This window comes from Paenibacillus sp. FSL K6-4396, from assembly GCF_038002525.1.
Classification (GTDB): Bacteria; Bacillota; Bacilli; order Paenibacillales; family Paenibacillaceae; genus Paenibacillus; species Paenibacillus amylolyticus_B.
The window spans coordinates 4,402,510-4,424,421 of the sequence record NZ_JBBOCR010000001.1; the positions used below are offsets into that span (position 1 = coordinate 4,402,510).

A 21,912-nucleotide genomic window follows, 5' to 3' on the forward strand; every position below is an offset into this window, starting at 1 on the left:
AGGTTATTACCTATGCACTCGCACCTTGTTTGCGTTTATTCGTTGTTCGATGCATACGTCCAAGAGAAAATAACGCCATTCCTATTGCAAGTAAAGAGAGTGCCATCCAATACTGCGGATAAGCGGGTCCCATGCTCACAACAAAAGGTTCTATGATACTTCCTCTGTCCGCTCCAGTCATGTTGTACTGATACATTCCAGAGGACGATGGTCCGCTTCCGGCAACCCCTGTCTCCAGGATACCCGTAGTAACAACTTTGGTTTGCTCAGCTTCTGATACGTCTGGCTTAAACATTGCCATATACAGAAAGCTGCATAAAAAAATAGCCAGGAACGCGGCAATCCACAAAGACATATGCTTGCGGATCACAGCAGAGAAACGATTAACCTTTACCTCTTCCGGCAGTAACCATGGAGACTCCGCGTAGATCCGGTCCATCACGTTACGGTTCACTCTCTCTGCTTGTTGTTCTGTCACTGGAACCGGAATGCTGTGCAGCAAGATCTGAGCTTCTTCCCAGACCTCAAACTGCTCGGAGCACTCTTCACAACCAGCGAGATGAGCATGAAATGCAATCCGCTGAGGATGAGTTTCCGGCAAGTCCCAGACCAGTGCAAACAGTTCCTGGGCTTCATTGCAATTCATCGGTTCTTCATCCCTTCATATGGCTCGTACACCGGTTCGAAGAAATAAGGTTCCAATTGAGTTTTTACGCTTGATCTTGCTCTGAATAATAGCGATTTCACAGAACTGACGCTCTGCCCAAGAATATTCGCAATCTCTTGGTAGTCTAGTTGATCATACTCACGGAGTATAATCGCAGAACGCTGCTTCTCCGGTAAATTGTTAATCGCATCCCTAACCAGCATCACCCGCTCGCTGCGTAGTACAGCATACTCCGGTGTATTCTCCGAAGGAGCAACGGGAACAATCCCGCTCTCTTCAAGTGGGACATTTCCGCTGCGCTGTTTGCGAAGCTCACTCAGTACCGTATTTCTCGCAATGGTATATAACCAGGTTGAGAATGAGGCATCCACCTCACGGAAAGAGTGCAGACTGCGGAACGCCTTATAGAAAGTCTCAGAACAGAGATCTTCCGCAAGCAGCTCCATATTGGAACTTTTCAACATATGATATACGAAAGCCAGTATTTTACGCTGATAACGACTCATCAGCTCGGAATATAACTCCAGGTTACCTTCCTTGATCTCTCGAATCAACTGGGAATCCGTCATTTGAGTGCGACCCCTCCTCGCCCATCCATGTGCTTCTCCCCGTTCGACTCTATCCATGTATTACCGAACAGGCACAAAAAAGTTGCGGTTCTCACCGCATATAAAAAGCGTTCAGCGCCATAACTGGCCTTCCCGCCAAATTCCCCTATGTAATGGCAATTTCCCCAACGTTTCTACATTAACAGTATTTATTGTACAACGGTCTGCATCATCCTGGCAAATCCATTGGTATTCACAAAACCCGACCTGTCATTCATATGCGGTCATTTTCACGTTCATGACTTCATTTTGAGCCTTTTTGGTAAGCCTTGCTTATATAGACGGACAACATACCGAAAAGGTTACAAAAATGTGATATTTATTTGATCTAAGGTATCCTAACAGATTAAGGAGGGAGATGTAAATAGAGGATGTAAGTTTAAGTGTAACTTTTAACATATCAATACCTTTCCCATAACTTTTTAAGACAAAAAAAAGACCGCTTACATAAGCGGCCATTGCTCACGTGGAGCAATACAGTTATTGGATAGGAGTGGAGAGTATTGTCCTGAAACTAAACCTTTTATCTTCTATTATAAAGACCCTGTCATCCGTTACGGATACAGGGCCTTTTTTTAGATTGTATTCCTTAACTCTTGTGCCAACGTTAACCCATCGTCAAATCCAGTTCTGTATGCAGTCTTGATTGAGGAACCTTTTTGTAGGAAGATATCTTCCAATTTATTAAGGTCGTCGATTAACTCCAACGGAATGTATTTCTTCAATCTATTTAAGGTGACATTAAAATCATCGTACAACTCTTTATTTTCGTCCTCGCATATAGTTACAACTTCCCAAAGGCGTTTTTCGATAGCTGGTTCCAACCACCCTTTTAACATTGCGCAGCACTCCTATGATGTATTTTACGAATTTCTGTTGTTTACCTTGTTTTGCAGAACATGTTATACTTCGATTTGATTTAAACTCTCTAAATGGTTGAAGGAGCACTCTTGGTGGAAATAATCCGAGGGAGATGCTTACTTCAGTACTGGCTTGATCACCGCCAAATGACCCAAGCCGAATTCTCTCGTCGTACGGGTTGGTCCAAAAGAATGGTCTCGTTTTTCGCGACAAGTCAGCGCCCTATGAATGTAGAAGCTTTGTACCTAGCCGCGATGATCTTAGATATTCAAATGGAACAGCTGTATGAGTGGGAAGTACTAACGAAGTGAGTTGCGGAATATTCCGCTCTCCCCGGTCGAATGAGTACTAGTATAGTACTCGAAATTTGTGATCCACACACTCCTATCAATAAGCTACGTATCTATTCAACTTTGAATGTCATCTTATATCTATTCCCTCCAATACTCATTCTTGTTTTTTCCAATTTAATAATAACATGTCGCAGCCGTGTAACTTGTCGATGGTTGTCGAAACTTCCTCTAGTTACCTAGTATCGATTGATCTTGACAACAAATGTATTTTATGATAAACAAAAACCCGGTTCCCCCGGGTTTGCTAATTGATGATTCCTTTTAGTGCTTTTAATTTACTTCTCGCTACAGTAACTCTATAATCTGATTCTTTAAAAATTGCTGTAGATCCAAATATCTGCTCATCAATTCTCTCGATCCAATATGGATTGACCAGGTTTCCATTATGAGCAGGATAGAGGTATGGCATAGCCTCAGCACAAGCTTTGTATGTCAGTCCAACTGTGAAAAGACCTTTACTTGTGTGGAAGCGAGGTACATAGTAGTTGGCTTTAGGCTCCCACATATCTATATAGTAAATTTCGCTAGCTGGAAAAAATTCACCTGATGATAACTGACCGTTCTCCACTATTGCTACGCCAAAAATCTGCCTTCTGTCCTTCTTCAGTCGTTTAACTTCATCTACGATATCATTCCAAACCTTGATATTCTTCTGATTAATCCCAGTATGTATATCGTCTTTAAAGTATGCGATTCCGCCATATGAACCAGTCAATACTCGATCGATGTTATCTATATTCACTAGATTTGATCCATCAAGAAATTTATAGTTGGGAAAAGCCAGTTCGCATGCACTCAACGTTGTAAGTACAGTAAAGTTCCCCGTTCTTGTATAAAAAAATGGGACATTGTAATTTTTGGATGGCTTCCACATTTCAATGCCCATAATATCATTCTCGGAAAAGGAAAAGCGAGGCCCGTAAGAGCCATCGCTTTGGACTTGTATACCTATTATTAATTGATCATTCATCAAGGATCACTTCTTTTTCAATTCTTCTGGCATTTTCATCGCTCCAACGATGCTTTTGCGTTTCTTGGAAGACTTCTTTGCCCCTTTTGTTAGGTCCATAGATAGCGCTCTTGCTATATTTTTATTCAATTTAACCACCTCCTTCAGGTTTTGTCCATACTGGAAGAATTAGAATTGCTTGAATAAAGAATGCCAATGTTATTTCTGGAGACTTAATTACGAAATTCGCAGCCACTAATGCAGCAGAAATCCATTTTAACCACTGATCCCACGATGTCGGATTAACATACTCAAATTCATTTGGTGCATACAACAATACAATAATGAGACTTACTGTATTTAATAGAAGAATTGCTTCGAAATTCAAATTAATCAACGGAACAAGAGCTGCTACAATACCAGTTGCGATAGAGCATAATGTAATCGGCAAGTGTACTCCACCTGAAAACTTCCTCAATATAACGAATGAAAACAAAGTAATCAAAGCCCCAATAAAAGTACCGAACGTCAATCCTAGAATGATTGTAAGCAACAAACCAGTATACCAATTAAGACGCAATCCTAGCTCGTACTCCAATACCTCGACTGTTCCAGGACCTTCCGGATCAGCCGTTTTTATGCTTATTGCGATACGCCTCGACAGCCGTTCTAATATCACCCCGTTCCCTCCTTACTGAAAAGAAATAGGATACCCCAAAAGTTGAAATTGCAAGGAATAGAAGTCCTGTCGGATCGGATCTATACAATAATACTAACGTCATACAAATTGTAATGGCCGAAATAGTTGTACCGATTAAGAATGGAATATTGGTTTTAGAAAGATAATTTTCTTTTTTTATGAAGTCATGCGGAGGTCTTATAATGAATGAGAATCCAAAATCAAAAATTGAAAAAACAAAACAAATTAAATAGGCAATTAGTATTGAAGACGATTGCAATAAATAAACCAGGCTGCCTTCATTTTGTTGCACTACACCAATATGCATTACATCTAACCATTCAAATATATGAAAAATACCCATCTGTATTGCTGCATAAGCTGATATCCCAGCACCTGCGATAAATGAAGAAATATGCGGCTTCAATTCCATTCCTAAACGTAAAAAAAGTATGAAGAAAATATATTGAAAAGGTAAATCTAGCTTGGGCATGCCCAAAGTTATTCGCATCATGTATGAGAATGAGGCTATAAAAATAACGAAGACAAATATCTTGCCTGCATACTCTCGAACCGGTAACATATACAGCTTTAAGATGATTAAGAGCATTGCAAGAGCATCAAAAAATCCGAGAGAAATATAAATAACTGTGTTCAATCCGCACCATCCTAATAGAAATAACTTTTAAAGTTATTATAAAGGACAATGTGGCAATTCCATAGCCAAATTCATACAAATGCTATACAGATTCAGATATAATTTCAGCCAATGATATCCATCTATACTCTTCATCTAACATCAACTTAACTCGACGTGTTGAAACGTCTAACCCCACAACCACACCGGATACATGATCATCATAGAATGGATTGAATAACACCAAATCAACGGTGCAACTATTACTATATGATTCGCCCAACACTTCACTTACCCTTTGTATCTCCTGCTCATCTAATTCCGGTTTCACACGTCTTTTCTGTTCTTTGATGTGAGTCAACCAGGCCTCCTTGTGCTCAGGCAACATCATCCGCGACGACTCAAACAATCCGTTTCCTGCCAACTTGATGCTCATGGTAAACCCTCCTTAGTAATCAGTCCAATAACGTAAACCGTTTAACCGTTCTGGCGCTTTAGGTATTTGTGGCTTTTCACCTTCACGTTCCCAGCCTTCCAGGATGACGATATTAGCCGTGTTCAACTTATCATCCCACTGTATGTACCCCTCGGATACGAGCACATCCAGAGCTGCCATAACATCAGGCTTTTCCTTACCTGTTTTAACCGTTAGCTCATGCAGGGTAGGGAATACACGCCGTACACCTTTGTAGTTATATAAGATCCGGAGGACCTTTCTTTGATAATCCGTTAACATGTGAATCACCTCATAAATATTATATGCGAACATACGTTCTTTTATCAACAACAAAAATACCCAGTCATTTGGACCAGGTACATTTATAGTAGCACTCATGGGAGAGAGTAATAATAGCTCACACCATTTCATGTAATTTTATTCTTAGTCGGTACACATATTACACGCTCATCCTAACAACTTTCACGGATTTCTGAAGCTCATCCAACAACGTGTCGTTAGAAGTAAGCAGAACCCCGAATCTGTCCGATTATTCGTATAAAGGCGTGTTATAATTATCAGATCAAAACCGCAATCTGCCATTTAAGAGGTATTGACTCTAAGAAAGGATACGATCGTGACGAGTTGCTTATGGAAATGTGCGCCGAGGGTAGTGAAGGTGAAGATATCGAATACATAAGTCCATCGGATAATCGTGGTGCCGGCAGCTGGGTAGGTAATCAGTTGGAGGAATATCCGGATGGGACAGTTGTTGAATTTACGTTTGAATAGAAAGGTATATCGGAGGGTAAATAATTTTGAAAAAAGCATGGGGTAGTTTAAAAGGGAAAACCTACAAGTTATTTGAGTTTATTCTGAAGTCGGTTATGTTGATTATATTGTTTTTATCTGCCTATACTCTTATAGGGTTTCCAATCGAAAAGGACGTTTTCCTAGACATCTTGCCTTCTTTAATCACGATATTTTCTGTATTATTAGTATTCTACAATGTCAATCGGACCCAACAAAAAAACTTTCTGAACGATATCAAGAAATTTAGAAGAGACACAAGGATTAAAGTCGCTGATGACCTAATTGATTGTTTTGCAGGGATAGATGATTTTATACGCTCTATTAAAATAGAAGTTAGGAAAAATGATTTCACCATTGAGAAACGCACAGAATTAGTGGAGGCTTTTAGCGAACATTCAAAGAAAATAAACACCATACTTTACAAACGTAAAGAGGTAATAGAATATTGCGAGGATTTGAGAGATCTTAATAAAGGTATGCGTTTGTCTCATAAGATTTGGGTTACTTTATCATCTATTGAAACGAAATTAATAAGACTTGATCGTGATAACTGGTCATCCAGTTTAGATGAACTGCAGGAAAAAGTCCACACCGATATAATTAAGCATCGTGAAGATATAGTTGAACTATTATATAGTGATATTTTTAAACAAAAGTCATTTAATGAATTAGGCTTTTGGAGAAAGTTAACGTATGGAAACGAAGGGTCACACTTTCTGCATATAGTTTTTATCATAGGAATCATATTATACGTAGCCACTTTTTTCAAATCGTATTTATTAACTCTCTTTATAAAATAAGATCCAATCTTTTTGTTAGCCAAAACTTACCGCCTCAATCCTATGTAGCAAACAGCTATAATTGGGTTGAGGTGTTTTTATGTTCATAAGTCCTATGTTACTTGAAACAGCACCGGGTCCCTTCTCGAATTCGGATTTCATTTTTGAACCTAAGGTAGATGGACACCGGTTGATATATTCGCAACGGTCCGACAAAGTCCGGTTATATACACGTCACAACAACGATTGTACCCAACAGTACCCTGAATTACTGCTGCCCTTTGACTCTGACATCATCTTGGACGGAGAGGTCGCTTGCACCGATCCACTTACAGGGTTGAACGACTTTGAGGCAGTCATGAGCCGGTTCAGCACTCGGCAGCACTCGAAGGTTCAGCAGCTCATTAAGACGTTGCCTGCCACGTTCGCCATATTCGATATCTTGCAGTACAAGGGTCAGGACCTGCGTAAGCTCCCCCTCATGGAACGCAAAGCAATTCTCCGAGGCCTCACACTTCCCACCAGAAACTTTGGGATTGTACCCCACATTGAAGGTGCTGGAGAGGAATTATACACTCAGATAGAGACTATGGGTATGGAAGGCGTAGTTGGCAAGCGCAAAGACAGCCAGTACGTTAGCAGGCGGTCCAGAGAGTGGTTGAAGGTTATTAACTGGTCCTACGCCGATGTGTTCATCACAGGATACAAGAAATCTGAGTTTGGATGGCTCGCTGCTGTTCCAGATCCGTCAGGAAAGATGCGCCCGGTAGGGATTATTGAGCATGGCCCGAGTCCAAAACATAAGCAAGCATTTCGTGGAGTTTGCCAACAGCTGATAACGGGTGAAGATAAGAACAACGTTTACCTTGAACCCCGAATTCAGGCCAGAGTAAAAATGCGCAACTGGACCAAATCCGGATTGCTTCGTATTCCCGTGTTTGATCAATTTATTGTGTGATTATATATTGTAAAGACAATACAGGAGGTGCTTTGTATGTGCGGAAGATTTACAATCACTGATCCCTTAGACGCCATAATGGACAGGTACTATGCATCTATAGCTGATGGCTTTGAGTACAAACCTAATTACAATGCAGCACCCATGCAATACATTCCCACAATTATCGGCAGCAAGCATGGTAACAGATTAGGTTCGCTTCGATGGGGCCTGGTACCCGTTTGGGCCAAGGATGACAAGATCGGGAACAAGATGATCAACGCCCGGTCCGAGACGCTGGCAGAGAAGCCAGCCTTTAAACGGTTAGTTGGGTCCAAACGTTGCATCGTCCCATGTTCGGGATTTTTCGAGTGGCGTAAAGAAGGGACAGCCAAGACACCTATGCGAATTCTGATGAAGGACAACAGCATATTTTCATTGGCAGGTCTGTACGATACCTGGACAGATCCAGACGGAAACAAGTTGAGCACGTGTACCATAATTACTACTGAACCAAACAGTCTGATGGAAGACATCCATAATCGTATGCCGGTGATTCTGCGTCCTGAAGATGAGGCTGAATGGCTTGGAAGAGATAATGATGTTCAGTCCCTGCTTGAATTGCTTAAACCATATCAAGCGTCAGAAATGAGAGCTTACGAGGTACCAAATGAAGTTGGTAATGTACGGAATAACACTGAGGGACTAGTTAAAGAGGTAATCTAAAGATTCAAAAGAGCAGCGATGATACTTTGCTGCTCTTAAGTTTGGCTATATATGTTTAATTAATTGATCAAATCACCTTGCACTAATTCGCTGAATTCAAACTTCCGTTTCATTAAAATCTCTCTGTTATGTTATTGAACTCTCCTCTTTCATACAAAAAACCAAACTTGAGTTGATCAATTATAAATTCAAAGGCTATGTCAAAATTATTGATTTCTGTATAGCCGTAACCGCTTGTTCCATCAAAAACAAGAACTACATTTGGGATCAAAATCTTTCTATTTTCATCAGACGGGTCGATACTTCTGCTTTTTTCGACCTCGCTAAATTGTGTGTATGTTCTGGCGGTATCGCCTAGCAAGTTGTAAAAGCCATTATTGTCGTAAAAGTTCTCAGTGAAGGGAGCATTGAACAAGGAATTTATAATATAAATTGGAAGCGAATCCTTATGTTGTTGATAACCAAATTCGGAAACTCCAAACCCAGTTATTATCCCTTGAGTACTTAATGAACCGTAATCAAAATCCATTTCGTAATCTGAAACGTCACCCCTAGTCCCTATGTGAAATGTTGTAAATCTTACCTCTCCATGTTCACTCAAATAACTATTTTGGCTTTTTTTCAAAAGACCTGGAGATTCTTTTGAGGGTAACCTTGGATTGAAATTTTTGTTTCTTGATATTAGACCGTACCCTAGAACATTTAAATCATCTTTATAGAAAACCGTATACAAAAAGTCCTTTTTGATATAATCAGTTCTTGTTATTAAATGGTCATTTCCGTATGAATCTGACCAAGCTATTTTTTGTTCTCTTTCTGGAGTGCCCATTGAATCTTCAACATATTTCTTTGAATACCCGATTTTAACTTTTTGTAATTTATCCTCATATATTTTTTCCCTTACAACTGAAAGGTCCATTATGTACGGTTTAAATATTTGGATTAAGCCTACACCAAGAATAGCAACAAATACAGCTAATGCATTAAAAAATTTTGTTTTGTTTTGAAGTAACCATCTCAACAAATTTCTATTCTTTATCCATTCTGATATCTTTAAGAACAAATAAATAATTTTCATCAAATAATCTTGCACTTTGCCCATCTTATAACTTTCTCCCTTATGCAGTTTTCAATTATAGTTAATTACTATGTGCGCTCTAAACTCAAACTTGTCTCTAAAATATCGATTTCCAGCAATCTTTACTGATACATCACTGTATGCTTCTAATAACCCTCCATAATCCATAATCACCTCTCGATCCTGTAGAACAAGCCATACAGAGACATGTATCTGTGATAAAGCAGCGACAAAGAACTCTTCATTTGTTTCCAACACTCGATATGTATTCATTTTCCACACCCATACTATTTTATAGAAAAATATACCTAGGTCTGATAGACTATTCATGTTGTTAATTATTACTATATCAGGAGGAAGAAGATTGAAAAAGCCTATTTTTAAAAAATGGTGGTTTTGGCTCATCATCGTGCTGGTTGTTATAGCACTCGGTAATACGAACAATAAGCCTGAGCCAGAGGAACCAGCACAAGATAGTGAAGCAGTTACGGCTAACGAACAAGTCGATAAAGGGGATGAAGAAATAAAAAAAGAAACTGAAAAGGCTCAAGTTTTGGATAAAGAAGCTGTACTAGCTTATACAGCAAATATTAGAGGACGTACCTTTGTAAAAGAAGTTTTAGTCGGTGATCATAACATAAATGTAGTATTCCATGATAAATTCGAAAACTACAAGTCTGCCAATCCTGAAACTGGAGTTTCAGAAGAAGATTATGTCCAATATTTCGCAACTGGTGACGAAATCAATAAGATTCTTATGGAAGAGTCAGTACGTCTGTTAAAACAATTCATCGATGCAGATAACATTGCAATAACTGTTCCGTTCGAAGGAAAGACACACTCTATTGATTTGAAGAAATCTGTTGCCGAAACTTATTTCAATGTAGATTTCAATACTCTTAATTCAGATCCTGAAGCTTGGAAATCAGAATTAAGTAGTAAGTACTTTAATAAAAATGATCGACAAAAGTTTGTTGACGAATTTGTACAAGTGAAATGATATCGATGAAAAAAGGAGAACCGAAATGAAGAAAGTTTTTTTATTGATATGTTCATTATCAATTGTTTTTGGATTACTACCAACAACCATTGTTGATGCTGCAACCGTAAATCCCATGACATTGTTAGAAAAGAAATTTCCTAGAGAGCGTGTAACAGTCAGTAAGTCAGTAGACCTAAACGGAGACAAAAAGAAAGAACACTTATTGATCACTAACTCAGGCAACTTTTATCTCATCAATTCTAAAGGAGTTATCGTACTTATAGATACAAATTATTACAACGAAGAAGAGCCGACATTCCATTTACTCAATATCTCCTCAAAAGAGAAGCATGTTGCTATAACGTTAGACTACCTACCTTCAAATACACAATTATTTGTTTTTAAATACCAGGATGGGACGCTTAAAAAGAAACTCTCCATTATTGGCGATGTAAGTATTAATATTTCGAAAACAGGTGAGATTAGGCAAGCCTGGAAGAACTATTTCCCTGAAGGAGGATGGGATACTGCTGTGGCCTTCTATAAGTGGAATAGTAAGAAGGACAAATATATAGGTTCGGGTGAATTATCACGCTAAAATCAAAATAAGACTCTACCGAAACTATTTCGGTAGAGTCTTATTTTTTCTATATTTATTTATGTTTACCATTCCACTCAAAATGCCAACAAAGCACCGAAATAATTGCCCCAGTGATTTTAGAAGATATGGACTATTCGCCTAATGTTATGCCATAATTAATGATTTGTTCGGAATCATCAATGGCATGCCAGACGGTAACACTGCTGGGTTAAGGCTGCTGCGAGGAAACCTATATCTGTGGATAGTACTCTGTATGTATGTTTCATTAGGCTTCCGTAAAAAAGAAGAAGAAAATTAATCATCCGCTATATTATGAAAACTTTATTCGGAATAATCCTTTTCGTCATTCTGTAGAACCGCAAAAATTTCATCTTGGGTGATATGATCAGAATCTGGCAATCCAATCCGAGAATAGAAACTCCCGAACCTTTGGGAAAGATACTCACGATGAGGCGTATTCAATCTCAACCTCGGGCCAACTTTTGACTTAATATCCTCTAAAACTTTATAAGGAATCGTGTAAATCGCTGTAAAGTCAACTATCTGATACTGCAGTTTAATCGATCCATCATGGTTACCAATAAGATGCAAATTCGGTTTTTTACCACCGTAAATCTCTTTGATATAACTTTTACGTGATGTTTTTTGTCCCTTACTCTTAGGCCCAGGAAAATCTATTGAATTTATATCATGAATGAGAGCAACTAAAACATTTTCTACCGGCGTTCTTTCTAAATCACAAGCTTGTGTCATAACGATAACATTTTGTACGTGTGTATCGTGATCGGCCTCTAAATCCTCACTTTCATACCATCTAGGATTAGAAAAATCAGCATTTTGTAGCGTTGTAACTACTATAGGGCAATTTAAAAAGATATCTCCTTGACTTATATTATCATCATTGGTCTTCTCTAAATACCATGTGTTCTCCAACTCATCCACCTGCTCACATTATGTCTTAAATATATCGTTCTTAAAACTAATCTTAGATTTACCCGATTTTATAGGTTCATTCAATTTTATTAACTGTTCAATCTCACTTTCTGCTTCGTAATTATCGATGAAAGACAACTTTTGATTGTAAACATTTACATTATTTTTTTTGTCCGAGCGTTCGGGGGTTGACATTTCAACCGCCTCCAATTTAGATTCCGAATAGAATAAAGTACTCGATTTTCTTATATCTCCTAAACCATATTCATTCGGGCTAGTTATTAATACACCGAGATCCGTCTGTTCTGAAATAGTCGGAACAGAGCCAATTGCTAAAGATAAGCCAACTGCCCCAGCTGCAACCAACCTGTTCCAGTAACTTCTTTTATCTTGTGTTTTATCTATGGTATAAGTGTTAGGTGAATTCACAGTAGTACTTATAGTATTAACTGTCAAATTCGCTTTACTAGTTGCAATTGTTGAGTCCAATTATTCGAACCTCCCCTGCATTTCACCTTCTATTGAAGTCAAGAACCAACGATCAATAACCCGGTGTGCCCCATCAACCCATACTTCAAATTCTTTCTCAACATCCAATTCATCTACATTTGATCTGAATGTTAATTCCCACATTAGTTTCGGTACACCATTAACTTCTCCGCTGGTTAAACTAATTAAAAGTTCTCCTTTAGGCTCTGCAGACTTAAATGCTACCAAGTAACTCATACCTGGAACGGAGTTAAGCAATCCAGTAGCTTCAAATAGACTTTTATCGTAATTTATATTAATTTTTAATTTGCGAAGCAATCCATGAATATCTTCTTTCTCAAAATTAAAATCAATAGCATTAATGTACCGAAGTTGAAGTTGAGTTATAATAAGATCTTCTTTTTTGGGATGTAGTTTATAAAGATTATCTACTAATTGGATTGAACGAGTGTGAAAATTCTCCCATTCATAATTAAGGGCTTCATTCAGAGTAAGTATCCCGGGTCCTATCTGCACCATGGGCCAAGAGTGACCGGATTGTGTGAATCTATGCTGTACTTGGTGAGTTGCGAATTCTTCTGGTATTCCTGCTTGAGGCAGTTCTAAATATTCCGGATATCCTGTGTTTAAAAGATGATCATACATCTTTGCAAAGAAAATTTTGTGAAATTCATCCGTTTTAAATGATTGTAGGTTACCACCACCTAAATTAATATTTTTAGGATGATCTTTTTTTGTTGTCCACTTAATCTCGAGTACCGTTTCTAAAAGCGGCTTATTTTTTAAATTTTTCATACAACCTCCGAGTAATACACCAATTTAAATATCAATATGTCCTGTATAGAGTCATTTTAATCTTAATTAGGCCAACTCACAAGCAGGAATACAGGTATTTAACCAAATTTAACGGTGTATTACTCATCAGCTCTATTCAATTGTACTTTAACTTTATTGAAATGATGATGTTTTAACGGATGATTTTGGGATGATTTTTGATGCCATAAACTTCTCACCTCTGTAACTACCATATTTTGTGGATTTCTGTAAAAAAGGTACACCTCTCGATTTTAGACCTTGATTCCATTTTCCTTACGGTAGTTAATCACAAGTTGGCGCCAAAAGTCATAACTTCCTGTTTTGTCAGATATAAAGGCCTTGTAATACTCATAGGCTTCTTCTGCCCATTTAGGACATTCCATGTTTTCCTTGGCTTTCTGTGCTGTAATCCATTTGGCTTGAGATTCAACAGTTGTCTTCAGTTCCTCCATTTGTATCTTTTCTTCTGATGTCATCGGCTCTCGATCCCCTTCCTTAATTCGCTTGAGTTCTGTTTTGATAGCTGGAATAAACCCACGCTCAGCACCAGATCGTGTATTCCCGTCACCAAAGAAATTAGTTCCCGGACAAGTCTTGCTGGACTCACCTCGTTCATAGTCACCTAACCATGCTCCAGATGACGTATACCAGGCGTGATACACGATATGTGATGTATCGATAGCTATGTTTAGCTTGAGCGCGAGACAGGCGTATAGGTGGATTACAGATTGTTTCTGTGCAGTACTCATCGTATCTCCGCCTTGATCAAAGTTGCCTATGATCTCTATGCACAAAGCACCTGTATTGGCCCCTTTGATTCCCGCAGGCGTTTTATTGAGACCCCGATCTAAACTGATAGCGATACGTCCATCCTCAAGTACAGTTATGTTCTGCCCTGTACCGGACCATCCCTGAGATAAATGGAAAGTCCTCATTCCCTCAAGACATTTCCATACATCCTGTTTCGCTACTCCATTGACCACCTGACGAGTAGTGTAGTTGGGTGCAGCAGTATGATGGACCTGGAGCTTGTCTATGCTTCTGGTTATTTTCTGTTTGTCGAGCCACCCTTTAAATTCGGATGGCTCCAGAAGCAAGAAATTCCCCTTTGAGATCATGACTGTTCAGTTCCTTTCTTCGCTTGTTTGATTACCTGGTTACCGAACACCGCAAACGCTCCAACCAATATTCCCTGGATAAGCGATTCAGGAGACCAGCCAAGCGTCCAACTGGTAATAACAATGGCGAATGCAGTAACGATGAAAACAATAGTCCAGTCCGGAATCCTTGGAATACGTTTTATGCCAATACCAAGTACCCAGCACGCAGCCAATACAATAAATAACTTAGGATCAATTAATGAAAACACGGTGTTCCAGTCCATATTCTATACGCCTCCAATATCTTCTTTTCGGTCGATACGCTTATGTGCTTGCTTGGCCGACTCTTCAACCCGCGTCACCCGCTCTGAAAGGGCATCTACACGCTGTGCCTGCACTCTCTGTTCTAATCGAATATCGTCCACGCCACGTTTTATGTAATCCACGTCTGCGCGTTGTAGAGCATCCGCTCCGGCCTCTTGGATAATATCTTGTCTATATGACCTCGATCGGCCCGCCCATCCTAAAATGAGTCCGCTGAGCGTTCCTAAAATACCCAGGATTGCTATCCAATCCATTTCTACTCCCCCTACAAATTCGACTGCTTAGACGCAAATAGCCCCTCAACTCAAGGCTCATTAAAATATTTAAAAAGGAAAACCTTCCCTCCGTGTAGAATTCCGTAACACACATAATCTAAGGAGGTTCATTCTTTGCTTGCATATCACATAGATCGTTACAACAGGCTTAAAGAAAACGAAGTTATCAATTTGATGAGTGATATTAATATCGAGCCCAGAGTTCTAAAAGAAATAATGGACGAACGTTACCCTGATGGTTTATCGTTTCATGGAAATACATACTACGCCCGACAACCTCAAACAAGAGAAGAAATACAAGATGTCTTTACAGAAAACATCTTTGAGTATGAACGAAGGTTGAATTATGCTCACATGCCTTCAAGGTTTCAATCATTCTTCGCCTCTGAAACAATGAAAGAACTTAGATTTTGGTTTAAGAAGCTAGGAAATCAAGAATCATTTGCTGTATGGGAAGTTGAATTCGAACACTCCGATTTCGTTAAACTCGATGCTTCTTGGCTTGGAACTGATATGGATAAACCTTCGTTTTTAACTTCTGCTTATTATGCCGAGAACTATTGGACTGGAAAATCTTCCGATCATCCTCAATACGAGTTATTAATAAAGTCTCCGATCAGAGTTGTAAAAAGAGTTCCCTACTCAGAACTAATGGTGGGTGAGTGAAGAGAAATTTCATGACGGTGGGTAATCCCTGTCTCAGGGACCTCTCCTATAGCGCATCGATATACTCCATGGTCATATGATCTGTCTTTCTTCGTAATAGAAACGTTTAACGTATAATCTGAATTAGCGAAGAGGTGGTCAAACATTTTTTCTGCCGCCTCTTTGACTTTCTCCATGTTTTTTATTGATTTCTGTTCTTCTGTCATTAAAAAACCTCCCTTTGATCAGGAAATGTTTCCTGACCTAATCAATAACTTCTGGTATATTTTTTTGTTCTCTAATCTCAACCGCTGCCAGTGCATTCCCAATCTCCAAATCTAAAGCTGTCAGAATCTCTTTTTGATTAAGTGGATGCGAGCTAAGAACAGCAGAGATTACCTGAGTCAATTCTTCAACCGGTTTATTCAAATCCATTTCAACTTGGAGTGTATGTGTCATCTTTGCCAAAACCTTTCCTCCTCTCTATACGAAAATAAGCCCCTTCAAATTAAGGAATAGGGCTTCATGGATTTATTATCTTTTATCTTCGTTACGGAGTGGCTACGGATTAATAGTCGCACAAACAAAAAAAGAGTCCGTCGATAACGGACCCTCGGAAACTTATTCTATTTAGCAGTGAGTAATGCTTCATCAATTAATGCAAGTTCGGCTTTCGCATCGTCTACAAGCTTTTGATAATCATTCACTTTTTGTTTTGCCAGCGCAGCCACATCCTCTTGGCCTGTCGCTTTAACGGATTCATACTCCTTCGTTACCTTTTCCAGACCTTCAACCAAAGGAGGCAGGATTTCTGACTCGTACCCTTTTTTCATCGATTCCAGATAGGCTTTTGATTTCCCACCAACTGAATTATTACCTGTCGAAGGGATCGAAGAAGTAATTCCCTCATTAGATGTTGAATCTCCAGATGTGATTGTTATTGTCCTTCCAGTCACTTCTACATCAGCTCCCAACGCTTCTGAAAGGGCCCGAGCAGGAACGTTAGCTCGTGAGTCTATTACAGCGCCCTTGTCAGAAAGATTTTTACCATTGACCACGATCGAATATTCGCCAGTTACCTTTTTCCCGACCATACTTTTCACAGAATCAGCAAAAGCACCTGCGGTTGTCGAAAAAACAATACCAATTATAATACCGCCAGCAATGTAGGCAATTTTTTTCATCCCTAAAACCTCCGTAATGGTTCTTTTTTCCTATAATACCATCACGGAGTAGAGGTTGGGAAGGTTCCTCCCCAATTTGTAGCATTAGCCAAACCGTGGTTATGCGTAGGTAAAGTTACAGAATGTGAGTGGGAATAGAATGCCGATTCTAATGACAGAATTCGATTTCTTAACGATGATAACTCCGCTTGCAATCCATTAACATCAGAAATATCTAAACCGATAACTGCCCCGCCAAACGTAACAGTTCCTTGAAGTCTAATAGGATTACCAGAGTTGTTCGAACCAAGGAACAAGTTATTACTAATTATAGAAAGTTGTCCACTCGATTGATATGAATTAATCTCCCCTACAGAAGATCCGTTTGTGTCCCTCCAAATAATCGCGGCAGCAGCAGCATCATCTGTTGTAGCAATTTGAATACGTACTCTGTTCCCAGCATCATATGAACGAAAACCTACACTGTCTTGCTCTATCCGTCTACCGCTTGCTGCTGTGCGGATCAATGCCCCCGTAATTGTACCACCATTAATATTTGTACCTGTAATAGTGGAGGCTGTAATTGATCCAGAGAAGTTCGCACCTACTGCGGACATAATCCCACCTGAAGTAACTGTGAACATCCCATTGCCTACATTTATTGAGGAACCAACGATGGCCCCGTTTTTAAAGTTGGAGTACTCAATATTGGCATAGTTTGCAGTTAAGCTATTCGCTATCAAGTCACCTTTCATGTTTAGTCTGAAAGGTGCGCTATTAAAAGCAGATGCTCCAGCAGCAATCCCCTTTGTATTGATCTGTACAATGTCCTCACCATTACCAATCAGCATGGAGACAAAGTTACCGAGTTGGCCTATCACTTGCTCCGCTACAACGCCCCTGGCTGTAATGGCAGCACGTATCGATTTCCAGCCATCTGTCGATATCCCAATTCCTTTAGAGGTCAGTCTGACTTGTTCTAAGGGATTTGTTTTCTCTTGAGCCAGAATCCCGCCTTCTGGTGGATAGATAAGTTCAGTTTTGCTGTTGTTGATGTCAATGACCGCTTGCTTGGCAAATGATTCAAAGACATCCGTCCGGATCTTCCCGTTTGAAAACAGATTGTTGGTGATGTTCTTATTTCGTTCCAGGTCACTGATAATATCATCGTAATCTCTTAAATTGATATTGGAGATCGTCGGTTCAGCATGCTTGTCCAAACTGTATGGATACTCTGTCAGTTCAGTGATACGAGCTTTCAATCGGTTCATACCCATGTCCGGGTCGATACACATGACATCATCACCTAAATGAGGTTTAGGCTCAGTGTGGTCGATTTTGAACAGGTCTGCCGTGGAAATGGTCGCCTCCAATGAAACAACTTCCTGTTCAAGCAGCGCCTTACGTGTAGCCTTCAGCAAGTCCTCTGCTTCTTCAATATCCTGCTCGATGATCTCACCATCGTAAAACGGGACCGAATCACTCGCCCAATACTGAGCAAACGGTGATACAAGATAGTTAACTGCAACTTTACCATTCACAATTGTTCCTGGTATGCTAGACAGCAAACTTCGCTCTAGATCCGTTAGCAAGGACGCATCCATGCCGATGAATGTCCGGCCATCCTTCATTTGAGCAAACATCCGGGTAACAAGAGATTCACCTTTGTCTTTGAATGAGCTGGATACGATGTTTTTTTTGAGCCGATACTGCAAGCCATGGTCAGATCCGATTCTCTTTTTGAGATTAATGACGAAATTATCAGGCTCTACTTCGCATTCGTACATATCGACGATCTTATTCAAAGCTTCCAGACATGTTCCACGTCCGAAATCCTTAACGTCATGTAGATCAAACGTATCGTGAATAACAAATGTAAATCTCCCGCCTGTAGCTTTTGTAATTAACTCCGTCAGTTCATTGAGATGTACTCCATAAGCTTCGTCAATATATGAGGTATAAGGGAACTTGAAGTCATTCAGTTTGAACATAATGTGGTTGCAATAGATCGAAGCCATGAGTTTACGACCTTCACGGGACCGGCTTCGGGACTGAATGACATAAAATTGGCCACGCTCATCTTGAACGTGGCCTTTGATTGCTATTTTTTCGAGGTAATCATCTGAGGTCATTGGTACCATAAATGTTACCTCATAGTCACTGTTAATACGTCTTCTTCGTTGTATATCTGAACTATCAACCAACGTACCTACACGCCGGATGTTCTTGTCGAATACTTTCATAGTTGGGTTAGGCATGTCACACCTCAATTAGTACAGGAATTTGTCTCTATGTGTAACACGGATCAGAACGTTTCTACCTGTTTCAGGGTCTGTCCATGTGAGATTGTTTTCTCCAAGATTCAAGTCGAAAAAATCACCTTCGAGCAAGTGTGAAGCATTCACTCCGTTTTGCGTGATCTTATACGTATTGGCATCAATGATAACTTGGTCACCTGGTTTAAATGGTCCTGTGAACTCAAGGAATTCCACGTGGTAACGACTCCCTTTAGCAACTGCCCCAAAACCAACATCCATTACTGCCCGTTTGGTAATCTCTCGAATGAAATCCGCCTTTGTGCCAGCAGCTACATCCATAACAGCCGCAAAAGAGATTTCACGGACAAAATCCCCTGCCGCTCCCGCATTGACATCCATAACCGCCGAACCCGTCATTTCCATCGTTGCAGCAGCTACAGCAGATCCTGATATGTCAGCAACTGCCCGGCCAAAGACGAATACGGATATTTGGCGGTTAAAGGCCAAGCGGTTAAAAGCGCCTCTATTAAACATTGCCCCGCCTCCTTTGATATGAAAAGCCCCCTGACCACTCCTGAGGGCATAAAAATAGCACACACTCGGGTACGCTTGTTAATCTTTTTGAATTAATTCTTCTCTTCCTTGTTGCATGAGATGTGCGTCGATCCCATCTCTTAAATCAGGTCTTCTCTCACATACATACTCATATGTGTAAGCTCCTTCAATAATTCTCATCCCCATGTAGCTAGCCATTAGAGCGCACCTCCCATAATCAAGTCATCCATTGCGGCTTTCATGATCTGTTGTTGTTGCCTTAGCTCACCCATGTAATCCTGCAAACTCATAGGTTTGGTGTAGTTGTAGAACAATGAATTGTCCTCCAGTCGAATATGCAGTTGGGCATTCATTCCTGGGATGTCCTCCGATATGGGTACGGGTTTATCTACCCAAATATCTTGGGGACTCGCCTGGTTAGGATCAGCGTTATATATCAGTGCTGTGACAACAGGTGTACTACCTTCTGCACTATGTTTAACTAAAATCATGGTTAATCCTCCTTAGTATGAAATGACCGTTGTATTAGGGAATGTCACGTACCCACGTCCCGCATTAGCACCATATCCTTGACCGACTCTAAACGAAGCTGTTAGGTATATTGGTTTTGTCCAATCCACCCTACCTATGGTTGCCCACGCTCTTGCACCCCCGTTTTCGACATAACGGAATCGTTTGTTCACCATGTCAATTTCCCAAGAACTGTACTTATATTCAGCTGTTCGCATATAGAGGTCGACATAGTACCCAACGATCTGATGAATGTAGTTATAGTTGGTGACACCAGCGTTACGGAATAATAGTCCTGCGCTGGTTTGTTCCGACCCGCTATTTGGAGCTAACAGCCCTAAAATCATACCGTCATAATCATTAATTCTGGTTGTTTTGTCCTTGGGTATTTCAATCAGGTCTCTAAACGTGTTATCTGTTCCAGGTGTTGGCCCCACTTGTTCAATGGTCGATGTGAGCCGTGTGTATGTCATAGGATCTAACGAACCCGGTATGTTGTACATGGTTTTACCTATCCGAATGTTCTCTGGTAGTAAGTTAGGTTCCCCAGGAACAACAATGTCCGTGTTGTAGTACCCTGCTGCTTTTGTCTGGTTCGTTGTTCTTGGTGTAATTGTGCCACCAGCTCCATTATTCGGCATTGTACCAACCCTGTTGTTTCCAGTAGCGTTACTGAACGTTGTCCCAGCCAAAACTTGCCCCACAGTTGCTGTCCCGGTTGACCGAATCACTCCGGACATCTTAGTAATGAGCGTGTCCCACGATTCGCTTGTGGATGCCGATACACCTATGGAGTTAAGCGCGGCAACCACTTCCGCTTTACGTTCAACCCCATACTGAAAAGCCGCCGCTACTGCCGACTCTGTTGCAGCTACATCATCCCTGCTGCCTGTTGTAGACTTCGAAAGCATGACGATTCCCTGTTCTGTCAAAGATGCAGAAGGTATCACGATATCTTTCAGTCGTTGGTCAAGATCAGCAATGTTTTCCCGAAATGTATCATGGTCGTGCGCAGTGAAGAATCTTGCTAGCTTTGTTCCTGCTGACCATGACACTGCTCCGCTCTCAAACCCTCTGGTTACTCCTGTAATCTCGTTTCCGGTCTTCCCGGTATAAAGTACCGTTTCGGCTGATTCATCGGTACCCAGCGTCAGGAGGTTCGGCGCAGGAGGTAAAACGGAACCGTCAAGTACTATGAAACTTGTTTGGGTGTCGTCAATGGCTTCTGCCAGCTCTGTTTGCTTACTGTTGATCGCAGCCGGATACATTGTTTCAATCATCGTATTTACCTCCTTAGTTCAACCGGATCTCCACTTGCCCAGTTAAAAATTTAAAAATGTCATTGTTCAAAATACTCCGCGGTGTCTCGAGCGTCCCGAAATAATAAAGGTTCCCACCTGTAGCTGCATCGCGCAGTCCGAAATGTGTAACCGGCCCCCAATTAGCTGTCGCCACATCAAAAGCTACATCGGCCGCAGATTTGATGGATATCTTTTGTATGTTATTCATCAATACACCTGTGATCGGGTGAAACTCTTGAACTGTAATTTGAGCCGGTTCGGCAAAGGTCAGAACTTGCCTTACGTAACCTCCACCGGACACTTCTTGTCCCGTGTCATTCCAGGTCGGATCGGAATTATAAAGAGCGACATATAGCCTATCTGGGAATGTGAATTTTTCCCCTCTTGCTGATACATTCAGTTGTTTGCTCGCTAAATATTTACTAATGTTCATCAGA

At 40.3% G+C, this 21,912-nt stretch carries 31 protein-coding genes and 1 pseudogene; 7 read left to right on the forward strand and 25 right to left on the reverse strand.

Annotated elements, in window-relative coordinates:
• Positions 1 to 10: 10 nt before the first annotated feature.
• The 9 genes from MHB85_RS19005 to MHB85_RS19045 all read right to left on the reverse strand — a co-directional run bounded on the left by MHB85_RS19005 (position 11) and on the right by MHB85_RS19045 (position 5,490).
• Positions 11 to 646 (reverse strand): anti-sigma factor family protein, encoded by a 636-nt coding sequence (locus MHB85_RS19005; protein ID WP_036607660.1) that lies wholly within the window; start codon positions 644 to 646, stop codon positions 11 to 13.
• Positions 643 to 1,236, reverse strand: coding sequence for an RNA polymerase sigma factor (locus MHB85_RS19010; RefSeq protein WP_036607662.1), 594 nt, complete (start codon positions 1,234 to 1,236; stop codon positions 643 to 645). Before MHB85_RS19010 ends, MHB85_RS19005 begins: the two co-directional genes overlap by 4 nt.
• A 614-nt stretch (positions 1,237 to 1,850) precedes the next feature.
• Complete coding sequence (locus tag MHB85_RS19015) at positions 1,851 to 2,114, reverse strand: hypothetical protein (protein WP_341073424.1); 264 nt, start codon at positions 2,112 to 2,114, stop codon at positions 1,851 to 1,853.
• Between the two features lie 619 nt (positions 2,115 to 2,733).
• Positions 2,734 to 3,459: a hypothetical protein gene (locus MHB85_RS19020; RefSeq protein ID WP_341073425.1), complete on the reverse strand. Its 726-nt coding sequence runs from the start codon at positions 3,457 to 3,459 to the stop codon at positions 2,734 to 2,736.
• 6 nt (positions 3,460 to 3,465) lie between these two features.
• The gene (locus tag MHB85_RS19025; protein ID WP_341073426.1) at positions 3,466 to 3,588 is read right to left on the reverse strand and encodes a hypothetical protein; all 123 of its coding nucleotides are present in this window, start codon (positions 3,586 to 3,588) and stop codon (positions 3,466 to 3,468) included.
• Position 3,589: 1 nt separating this feature from the next.
• Entirely contained in the window at positions 3,590 to 4,117 is a 528-nt protein-coding gene (locus MHB85_RS19030; protein ID WP_341073427.1) for an accessory gene regulator B family protein, read from the reverse strand.
• Entirely contained in the window at positions 4,065 to 4,775 is a 711-nt protein-coding gene (locus tag MHB85_RS19035; RefSeq protein ID WP_341073428.1) for a hypothetical protein, read from the reverse strand. Before MHB85_RS19035 ends, MHB85_RS19030 begins: the two co-directional genes overlap by 53 nt.
• An 82-nt stretch (positions 4,776 to 4,857) precedes the next feature.
• Entirely contained in the window at positions 4,858 to 5,190 is a 333-nt protein-coding gene (locus MHB85_RS19040) for a YolD-like family protein (protein ID WP_341073429.1), read from the reverse strand.
• A 12-nt stretch (positions 5,191 to 5,202) separates the two neighbouring features.
• Positions 5,203 to 5,490 carry a hypothetical protein gene (locus MHB85_RS19045; RefSeq protein ID WP_341073430.1) on the reverse strand — a complete coding sequence of 96 codons (288 nt, stop codon included), beginning with the start codon at positions 5,488 to 5,490 and terminating at the stop codon, positions 5,203 to 5,205.
• A gap of 303 nt (positions 5,491 to 5,793) precedes the next feature.
• On the opposite strand from MHB85_RS19045, the pseudogene MHB85_RS19050 reads away from it, so the two are divergent.
• From MHB85_RS19050 to MHB85_RS19065, 4 genes and pseudogenes are all read left to right on the forward strand, one after another.
• Positions 5,794 to 5,982: pseudogene (locus MHB85_RS19050) on the forward strand (NucA/NucB deoxyribonuclease domain-containing protein); the annotation flags it as partial.
• Between the two features lie 26 nt (positions 5,983 to 6,008).
• Positions 6,009 to 6,803, forward strand: a complete 795-nt coding sequence (locus MHB85_RS19055; RefSeq protein WP_341073431.1) for a hypothetical protein — start codon at positions 6,009 to 6,011, stop codon at positions 6,801 to 6,803.
• A gap of 79 nt (positions 6,804 to 6,882) precedes the next feature.
• Positions 6,883 to 7,740 carry an ATP-dependent DNA ligase gene (locus tag MHB85_RS19060; RefSeq protein WP_341073432.1) on the forward strand — a complete coding sequence of 286 codons (858 nt, stop codon included), beginning with the start codon at positions 6,883 to 6,885 and terminating at the stop codon, positions 7,738 to 7,740.
• Between the two features lie 36 nt (positions 7,741 to 7,776).
• Positions 7,777 to 8,445, forward strand: coding sequence for an SOS response-associated peptidase (locus MHB85_RS19065; RefSeq protein WP_341073433.1), 669 nt, complete (start codon positions 7,777 to 7,779; stop codon positions 8,443 to 8,445).
• Positions 8,446 to 8,557: 112 nt separating this feature from the next.
• On the opposite strand, the gene MHB85_RS19070 is transcribed toward MHB85_RS19065, so the two are convergent.
• A complete protein-coding gene (locus MHB85_RS19070; protein WP_341073434.1) occupies positions 8,558 to 9,547 on the reverse strand; it encodes an ETEC_3214 domain-containing protein in 990 nt (329 codons plus the stop codon).
• A 340-nt stretch (positions 9,548 to 9,887) separates the two neighbouring features.
• Between MHB85_RS19070 and MHB85_RS19075 the strand changes: the two genes are divergently transcribed.
• Positions 9,888 to 10,523, forward strand: coding sequence for a hypothetical protein (locus MHB85_RS19075; RefSeq protein WP_341073435.1), 636 nt, complete (start codon positions 9,888 to 9,890; stop codon positions 10,521 to 10,523).
• Between the two features lie 25 nt (positions 10,524 to 10,548).
• Positions 10,549 to 11,103, forward strand: coding sequence for a hypothetical protein (locus MHB85_RS19080; protein ID WP_341073436.1), 555 nt, complete (start codon positions 10,549 to 10,551; stop codon positions 11,101 to 11,103).
• A gap of 324 nt (positions 11,104 to 11,427) precedes the next feature.
• Here MHB85_RS19080 and MHB85_RS19085 read toward each other — a convergent pair whose 3' ends face one another.
• From MHB85_RS19085 to MHB85_RS19110, 6 genes are all read right to left on the reverse strand, one after another.
• Positions 11,428 to 12,048, reverse strand: a complete 621-nt coding sequence (locus tag MHB85_RS19085; RefSeq protein WP_341073438.1) for a hypothetical protein — start codon at positions 12,046 to 12,048, stop codon at positions 11,428 to 11,430.
• A 9-nt stretch (positions 12,049 to 12,057) separates the two neighbouring features.
• The gene (locus MHB85_RS19090; protein ID WP_341073439.1) at positions 12,058 to 12,528 is read right to left on the reverse strand and encodes a hypothetical protein; all 471 of its coding nucleotides are present in this window, start codon (positions 12,526 to 12,528) and stop codon (positions 12,058 to 12,060) included.
• Positions 12,529 to 13,323 (reverse strand): TIGR04255 family protein, encoded by a 795-nt coding sequence (locus tag MHB85_RS19095; RefSeq protein ID WP_341073440.1) that lies wholly within the window; start codon positions 13,321 to 13,323, stop codon positions 12,529 to 12,531.
• Between the two features lie 272 nt (positions 13,324 to 13,595).
• Positions 13,596 to 14,462 carry a peptidoglycan recognition protein family protein gene (locus MHB85_RS19100; RefSeq protein WP_341073441.1) on the reverse strand — a complete coding sequence of 289 codons (867 nt, stop codon included), beginning with the start codon at positions 14,460 to 14,462 and terminating at the stop codon, positions 13,596 to 13,598.
• A complete protein-coding gene (locus tag MHB85_RS19105; protein WP_341073443.1) occupies positions 14,459 to 14,728 on the reverse strand; it encodes a phage holin family protein in 270 nt (89 codons plus the stop codon). Before MHB85_RS19105 ends, MHB85_RS19100 begins: the two co-directional genes overlap by 4 nt.
• A 3-nt stretch (positions 14,729 to 14,731) precedes the next feature.
• Complete coding sequence (locus MHB85_RS19110; RefSeq protein ID WP_341073444.1) at positions 14,732 to 15,022, reverse strand: hypothetical protein; 291 nt, start codon at positions 15,020 to 15,022, stop codon at positions 14,732 to 14,734.
• A 135-nt stretch (positions 15,023 to 15,157) separates the two neighbouring features.
• Here MHB85_RS19110 and MHB85_RS19115 point away from each other — a divergent pair, with 135 nt between their 5' ends.
• Positions 15,158 to 15,709: a DUF2441 domain-containing protein gene (locus tag MHB85_RS19115; protein ID WP_341073445.1), complete on the forward strand. Its 552-nt coding sequence runs from the start codon at positions 15,158 to 15,160 to the stop codon at positions 15,707 to 15,709.
• On the opposite strand, the gene MHB85_RS19120 is transcribed toward MHB85_RS19115, so the two are convergent.
• From MHB85_RS19120 to MHB85_RS19160, 9 genes are all read right to left on the reverse strand, one after another.
• Positions 15,682 to 15,915: a hypothetical protein gene (locus MHB85_RS19120; protein ID WP_341073446.1), complete on the reverse strand. Its 234-nt coding sequence runs from the start codon at positions 15,913 to 15,915 to the stop codon at positions 15,682 to 15,684. The two genes, MHB85_RS19115 and MHB85_RS19120, sit on opposite strands and share 28 nt — an antisense overlap.
• A 37-nt stretch (positions 15,916 to 15,952) precedes the next feature.
• On the reverse strand, positions 15,953 to 16,147 hold the full coding sequence (locus tag MHB85_RS19125) for a hypothetical protein (RefSeq protein WP_341074250.1): 195 nt from the start codon (positions 16,145 to 16,147) through the stop codon (positions 15,953 to 15,955).
• Positions 16,148 to 16,314: 167 nt separating this feature from the next.
• Positions 16,315 to 16,872 (reverse strand): stalk domain-containing protein, encoded by a 558-nt coding sequence (locus MHB85_RS19130; RefSeq protein ID WP_341073447.1) that lies wholly within the window; start codon positions 16,870 to 16,872, stop codon positions 16,315 to 16,317.
• A 41-nt stretch (positions 16,873 to 16,913) separates the two neighbouring features.
• Positions 16,914 to 19,109, reverse strand: coding sequence for a phage tail spike protein (locus tag MHB85_RS19135; protein WP_341073448.1), 2,196 nt, complete (start codon positions 19,107 to 19,109; stop codon positions 16,914 to 16,916).
• 12 nt (positions 19,110 to 19,121) lie between these two features.
• On the reverse strand, positions 19,122 to 19,643 hold the full coding sequence (locus tag MHB85_RS19140) for a phage distal tail protein (protein ID WP_341073449.1): 522 nt from the start codon (positions 19,641 to 19,643) through the stop codon (positions 19,122 to 19,124).
• 78 nt (positions 19,644 to 19,721) lie between these two features.
• The gene (locus MHB85_RS19145; RefSeq protein WP_341073450.1) at positions 19,722 to 19,862 is read right to left on the reverse strand and encodes a hypothetical protein; all 141 of its coding nucleotides are present in this window, start codon (positions 19,860 to 19,862) and stop codon (positions 19,722 to 19,724) included.
• Positions 19,862 to 20,155, reverse strand: a complete 294-nt coding sequence (locus MHB85_RS19150) for a hypothetical protein (protein WP_341073452.1) — start codon at positions 20,153 to 20,155, stop codon at positions 19,862 to 19,864. The genes MHB85_RS19145 and MHB85_RS19150 overlap by 1 nt, the downstream gene beginning before the upstream one ends.
• A 12-nt stretch (positions 20,156 to 20,167) precedes the next feature.
• A complete protein-coding gene (locus MHB85_RS19155) occupies positions 20,168 to 21,454 on the reverse strand; it encodes a tail fiber protein (protein WP_341073453.1) in 1,287 nt (428 codons plus the stop codon).
• A gap of 13 nt (positions 21,455 to 21,467) precedes the next feature.
• The gene (locus MHB85_RS19160) at positions 21,468 to 21,908 is read right to left on the reverse strand and encodes a phage tail fiber protein (RefSeq protein ID WP_341073454.1); all 441 of its coding nucleotides are present in this window, start codon (positions 21,906 to 21,908) and stop codon (positions 21,468 to 21,470) included.
• Positions 21,909 to 21,912 lie beyond the last annotated feature (4 nt).

What these genes read in the sequence shown, in the direction of transcription:
- MHB85_RS19005 (WP_036607660.1), bottom strand. Translation starts at nt 646, where the DNA reads ATGAATTGCAATGAAGCCCAGGAACTGTTTGCACTGGTCTGGGACTTG.
- MHB85_RS19010 (WP_036607662.1), bottom strand. Translation starts at nt 1,236, where the DNA reads ATGACGGATTCCCAGTTGATTCGAGAGATCAAGGAAGGTAACCTGGAG.
- MHB85_RS19015 (WP_341073424.1), bottom strand. Translation starts at nt 2,114, where the DNA reads ATGTTAAAAGGGTGGTTGGAACCAGCTATCGAAAAACGCCTTTGGGAA.
- MHB85_RS19020 (WP_341073425.1), bottom strand. Translation starts at nt 3,459, where the DNA reads ATGAATGATCAATTAATAATAGGTATACAAGTCCAAAGCGATGGCTCT.
- MHB85_RS19040 (WP_341073429.1), bottom strand. Translation starts at nt 5,190, where the DNA reads ATGAGCATCAAGTTGGCAGGAAACGGATTGTTTGAGTCGTCGCGGATG.
- MHB85_RS19045 (WP_341073430.1), bottom strand. Translation starts at nt 5,490, where the DNA reads ATGTTAACGGATTATCAAAGAAAGGTCCTCCGGATCTTATATAACTAC.
- MHB85_RS19060 (WP_341073432.1), top strand. Translation starts at nt 6,883, where the DNA reads ATGTTCATAAGTCCTATGTTACTTGAAACAGCACCGGGTCCCTTCTCG.
- MHB85_RS19065 (WP_341073433.1), top strand. Translation starts at nt 7,777, where the DNA reads ATGTGCGGAAGATTTACAATCACTGATCCCTTAGACGCCATAATGGAC.
- MHB85_RS19070 (WP_341073434.1), bottom strand. Translation starts at nt 9,547, where the DNA reads ATGGGCAAAGTGCAAGATTATTTGATGAAAATTATTTATTTGTTCTTA.
- MHB85_RS19080 (WP_341073436.1), top strand. Translation starts at nt 10,549, where the DNA reads ATGAAGAAAGTTTTTTTATTGATATGTTCATTATCAATTGTTTTTGGA.
- MHB85_RS19095 (WP_341073440.1), bottom strand. Translation starts at nt 13,323, where the DNA reads ATGAAAAATTTAAAAAATAAGCCGCTTTTAGAAACGGTACTCGAGATT.
- MHB85_RS19100 (WP_341073441.1), bottom strand. Translation starts at nt 14,462, where the DNA reads ATGATCTCAAAGGGGAATTTCTTGCTTCTGGAGCCATCCGAATTTAAA.
- MHB85_RS19105 (WP_341073443.1), bottom strand. Translation starts at nt 14,728, where the DNA reads ATGGACTGGAACACCGTGTTTTCATTAATTGATCCTAAGTTATTTATT.
- MHB85_RS19110 (WP_341073444.1), bottom strand. Translation starts at nt 15,022, where the DNA reads ATGGATTGGATAGCAATCCTGGGTATTTTAGGAACGCTCAGCGGACTC.
- MHB85_RS19120 (WP_341073446.1), bottom strand. Translation starts at nt 15,915, where the DNA reads ATGACAGAAGAACAGAAATCAATAAAAAACATGGAGAAAGTCAAAGAG.
- MHB85_RS19125 (WP_341074250.1), bottom strand. Translation starts at nt 16,147, where the DNA reads ATGACACATACACTCCAAGTTGAAATGGATTTGAATAAACCGGTTGAA.
- MHB85_RS19130 (WP_341073447.1), bottom strand. Translation starts at nt 16,872, where the DNA reads ATGAAAAAAATTGCCTACATTGCTGGCGGTATTATAATTGGTATTGTT.
- MHB85_RS19135 (WP_341073448.1), bottom strand. Translation starts at nt 19,109, where the DNA reads ATGCCTAACCCAACTATGAAAGTATTCGACAAGAACATCCGGCGTGTA.
- MHB85_RS19140 (WP_341073449.1), bottom strand. Translation starts at nt 19,643, where the DNA reads ATGTTTAATAGAGGCGCTTTTAACCGCTTGGCCTTTAACCGCCAAATA.
- MHB85_RS19145 (WP_341073450.1), bottom strand. Translation starts at nt 19,862, where the DNA reads ATGGCTAGCTACATGGGGATGAGAATTATTGAAGGAGCTTACACATAT.
- MHB85_RS19150 (WP_341073452.1), bottom strand. Translation starts at nt 20,155, where the DNA reads ATGATTTTAGTTAAACATAGTGCAGAAGGTAGTACACCTGTTGTCACA.
- MHB85_RS19155 (WP_341073453.1), bottom strand. Translation starts at nt 21,454, where the DNA reads ATGATTGAAACAATGTATCCGGCTGCGATCAACAGTAAGCAAACAGAG.
- MHB85_RS19160 (WP_341073454.1), bottom strand. Translation starts at nt 21,908, where the DNA reads ATGAACATTAGTAAATATTTAGCGAGCAAACAACTGAATGTATCAGCA.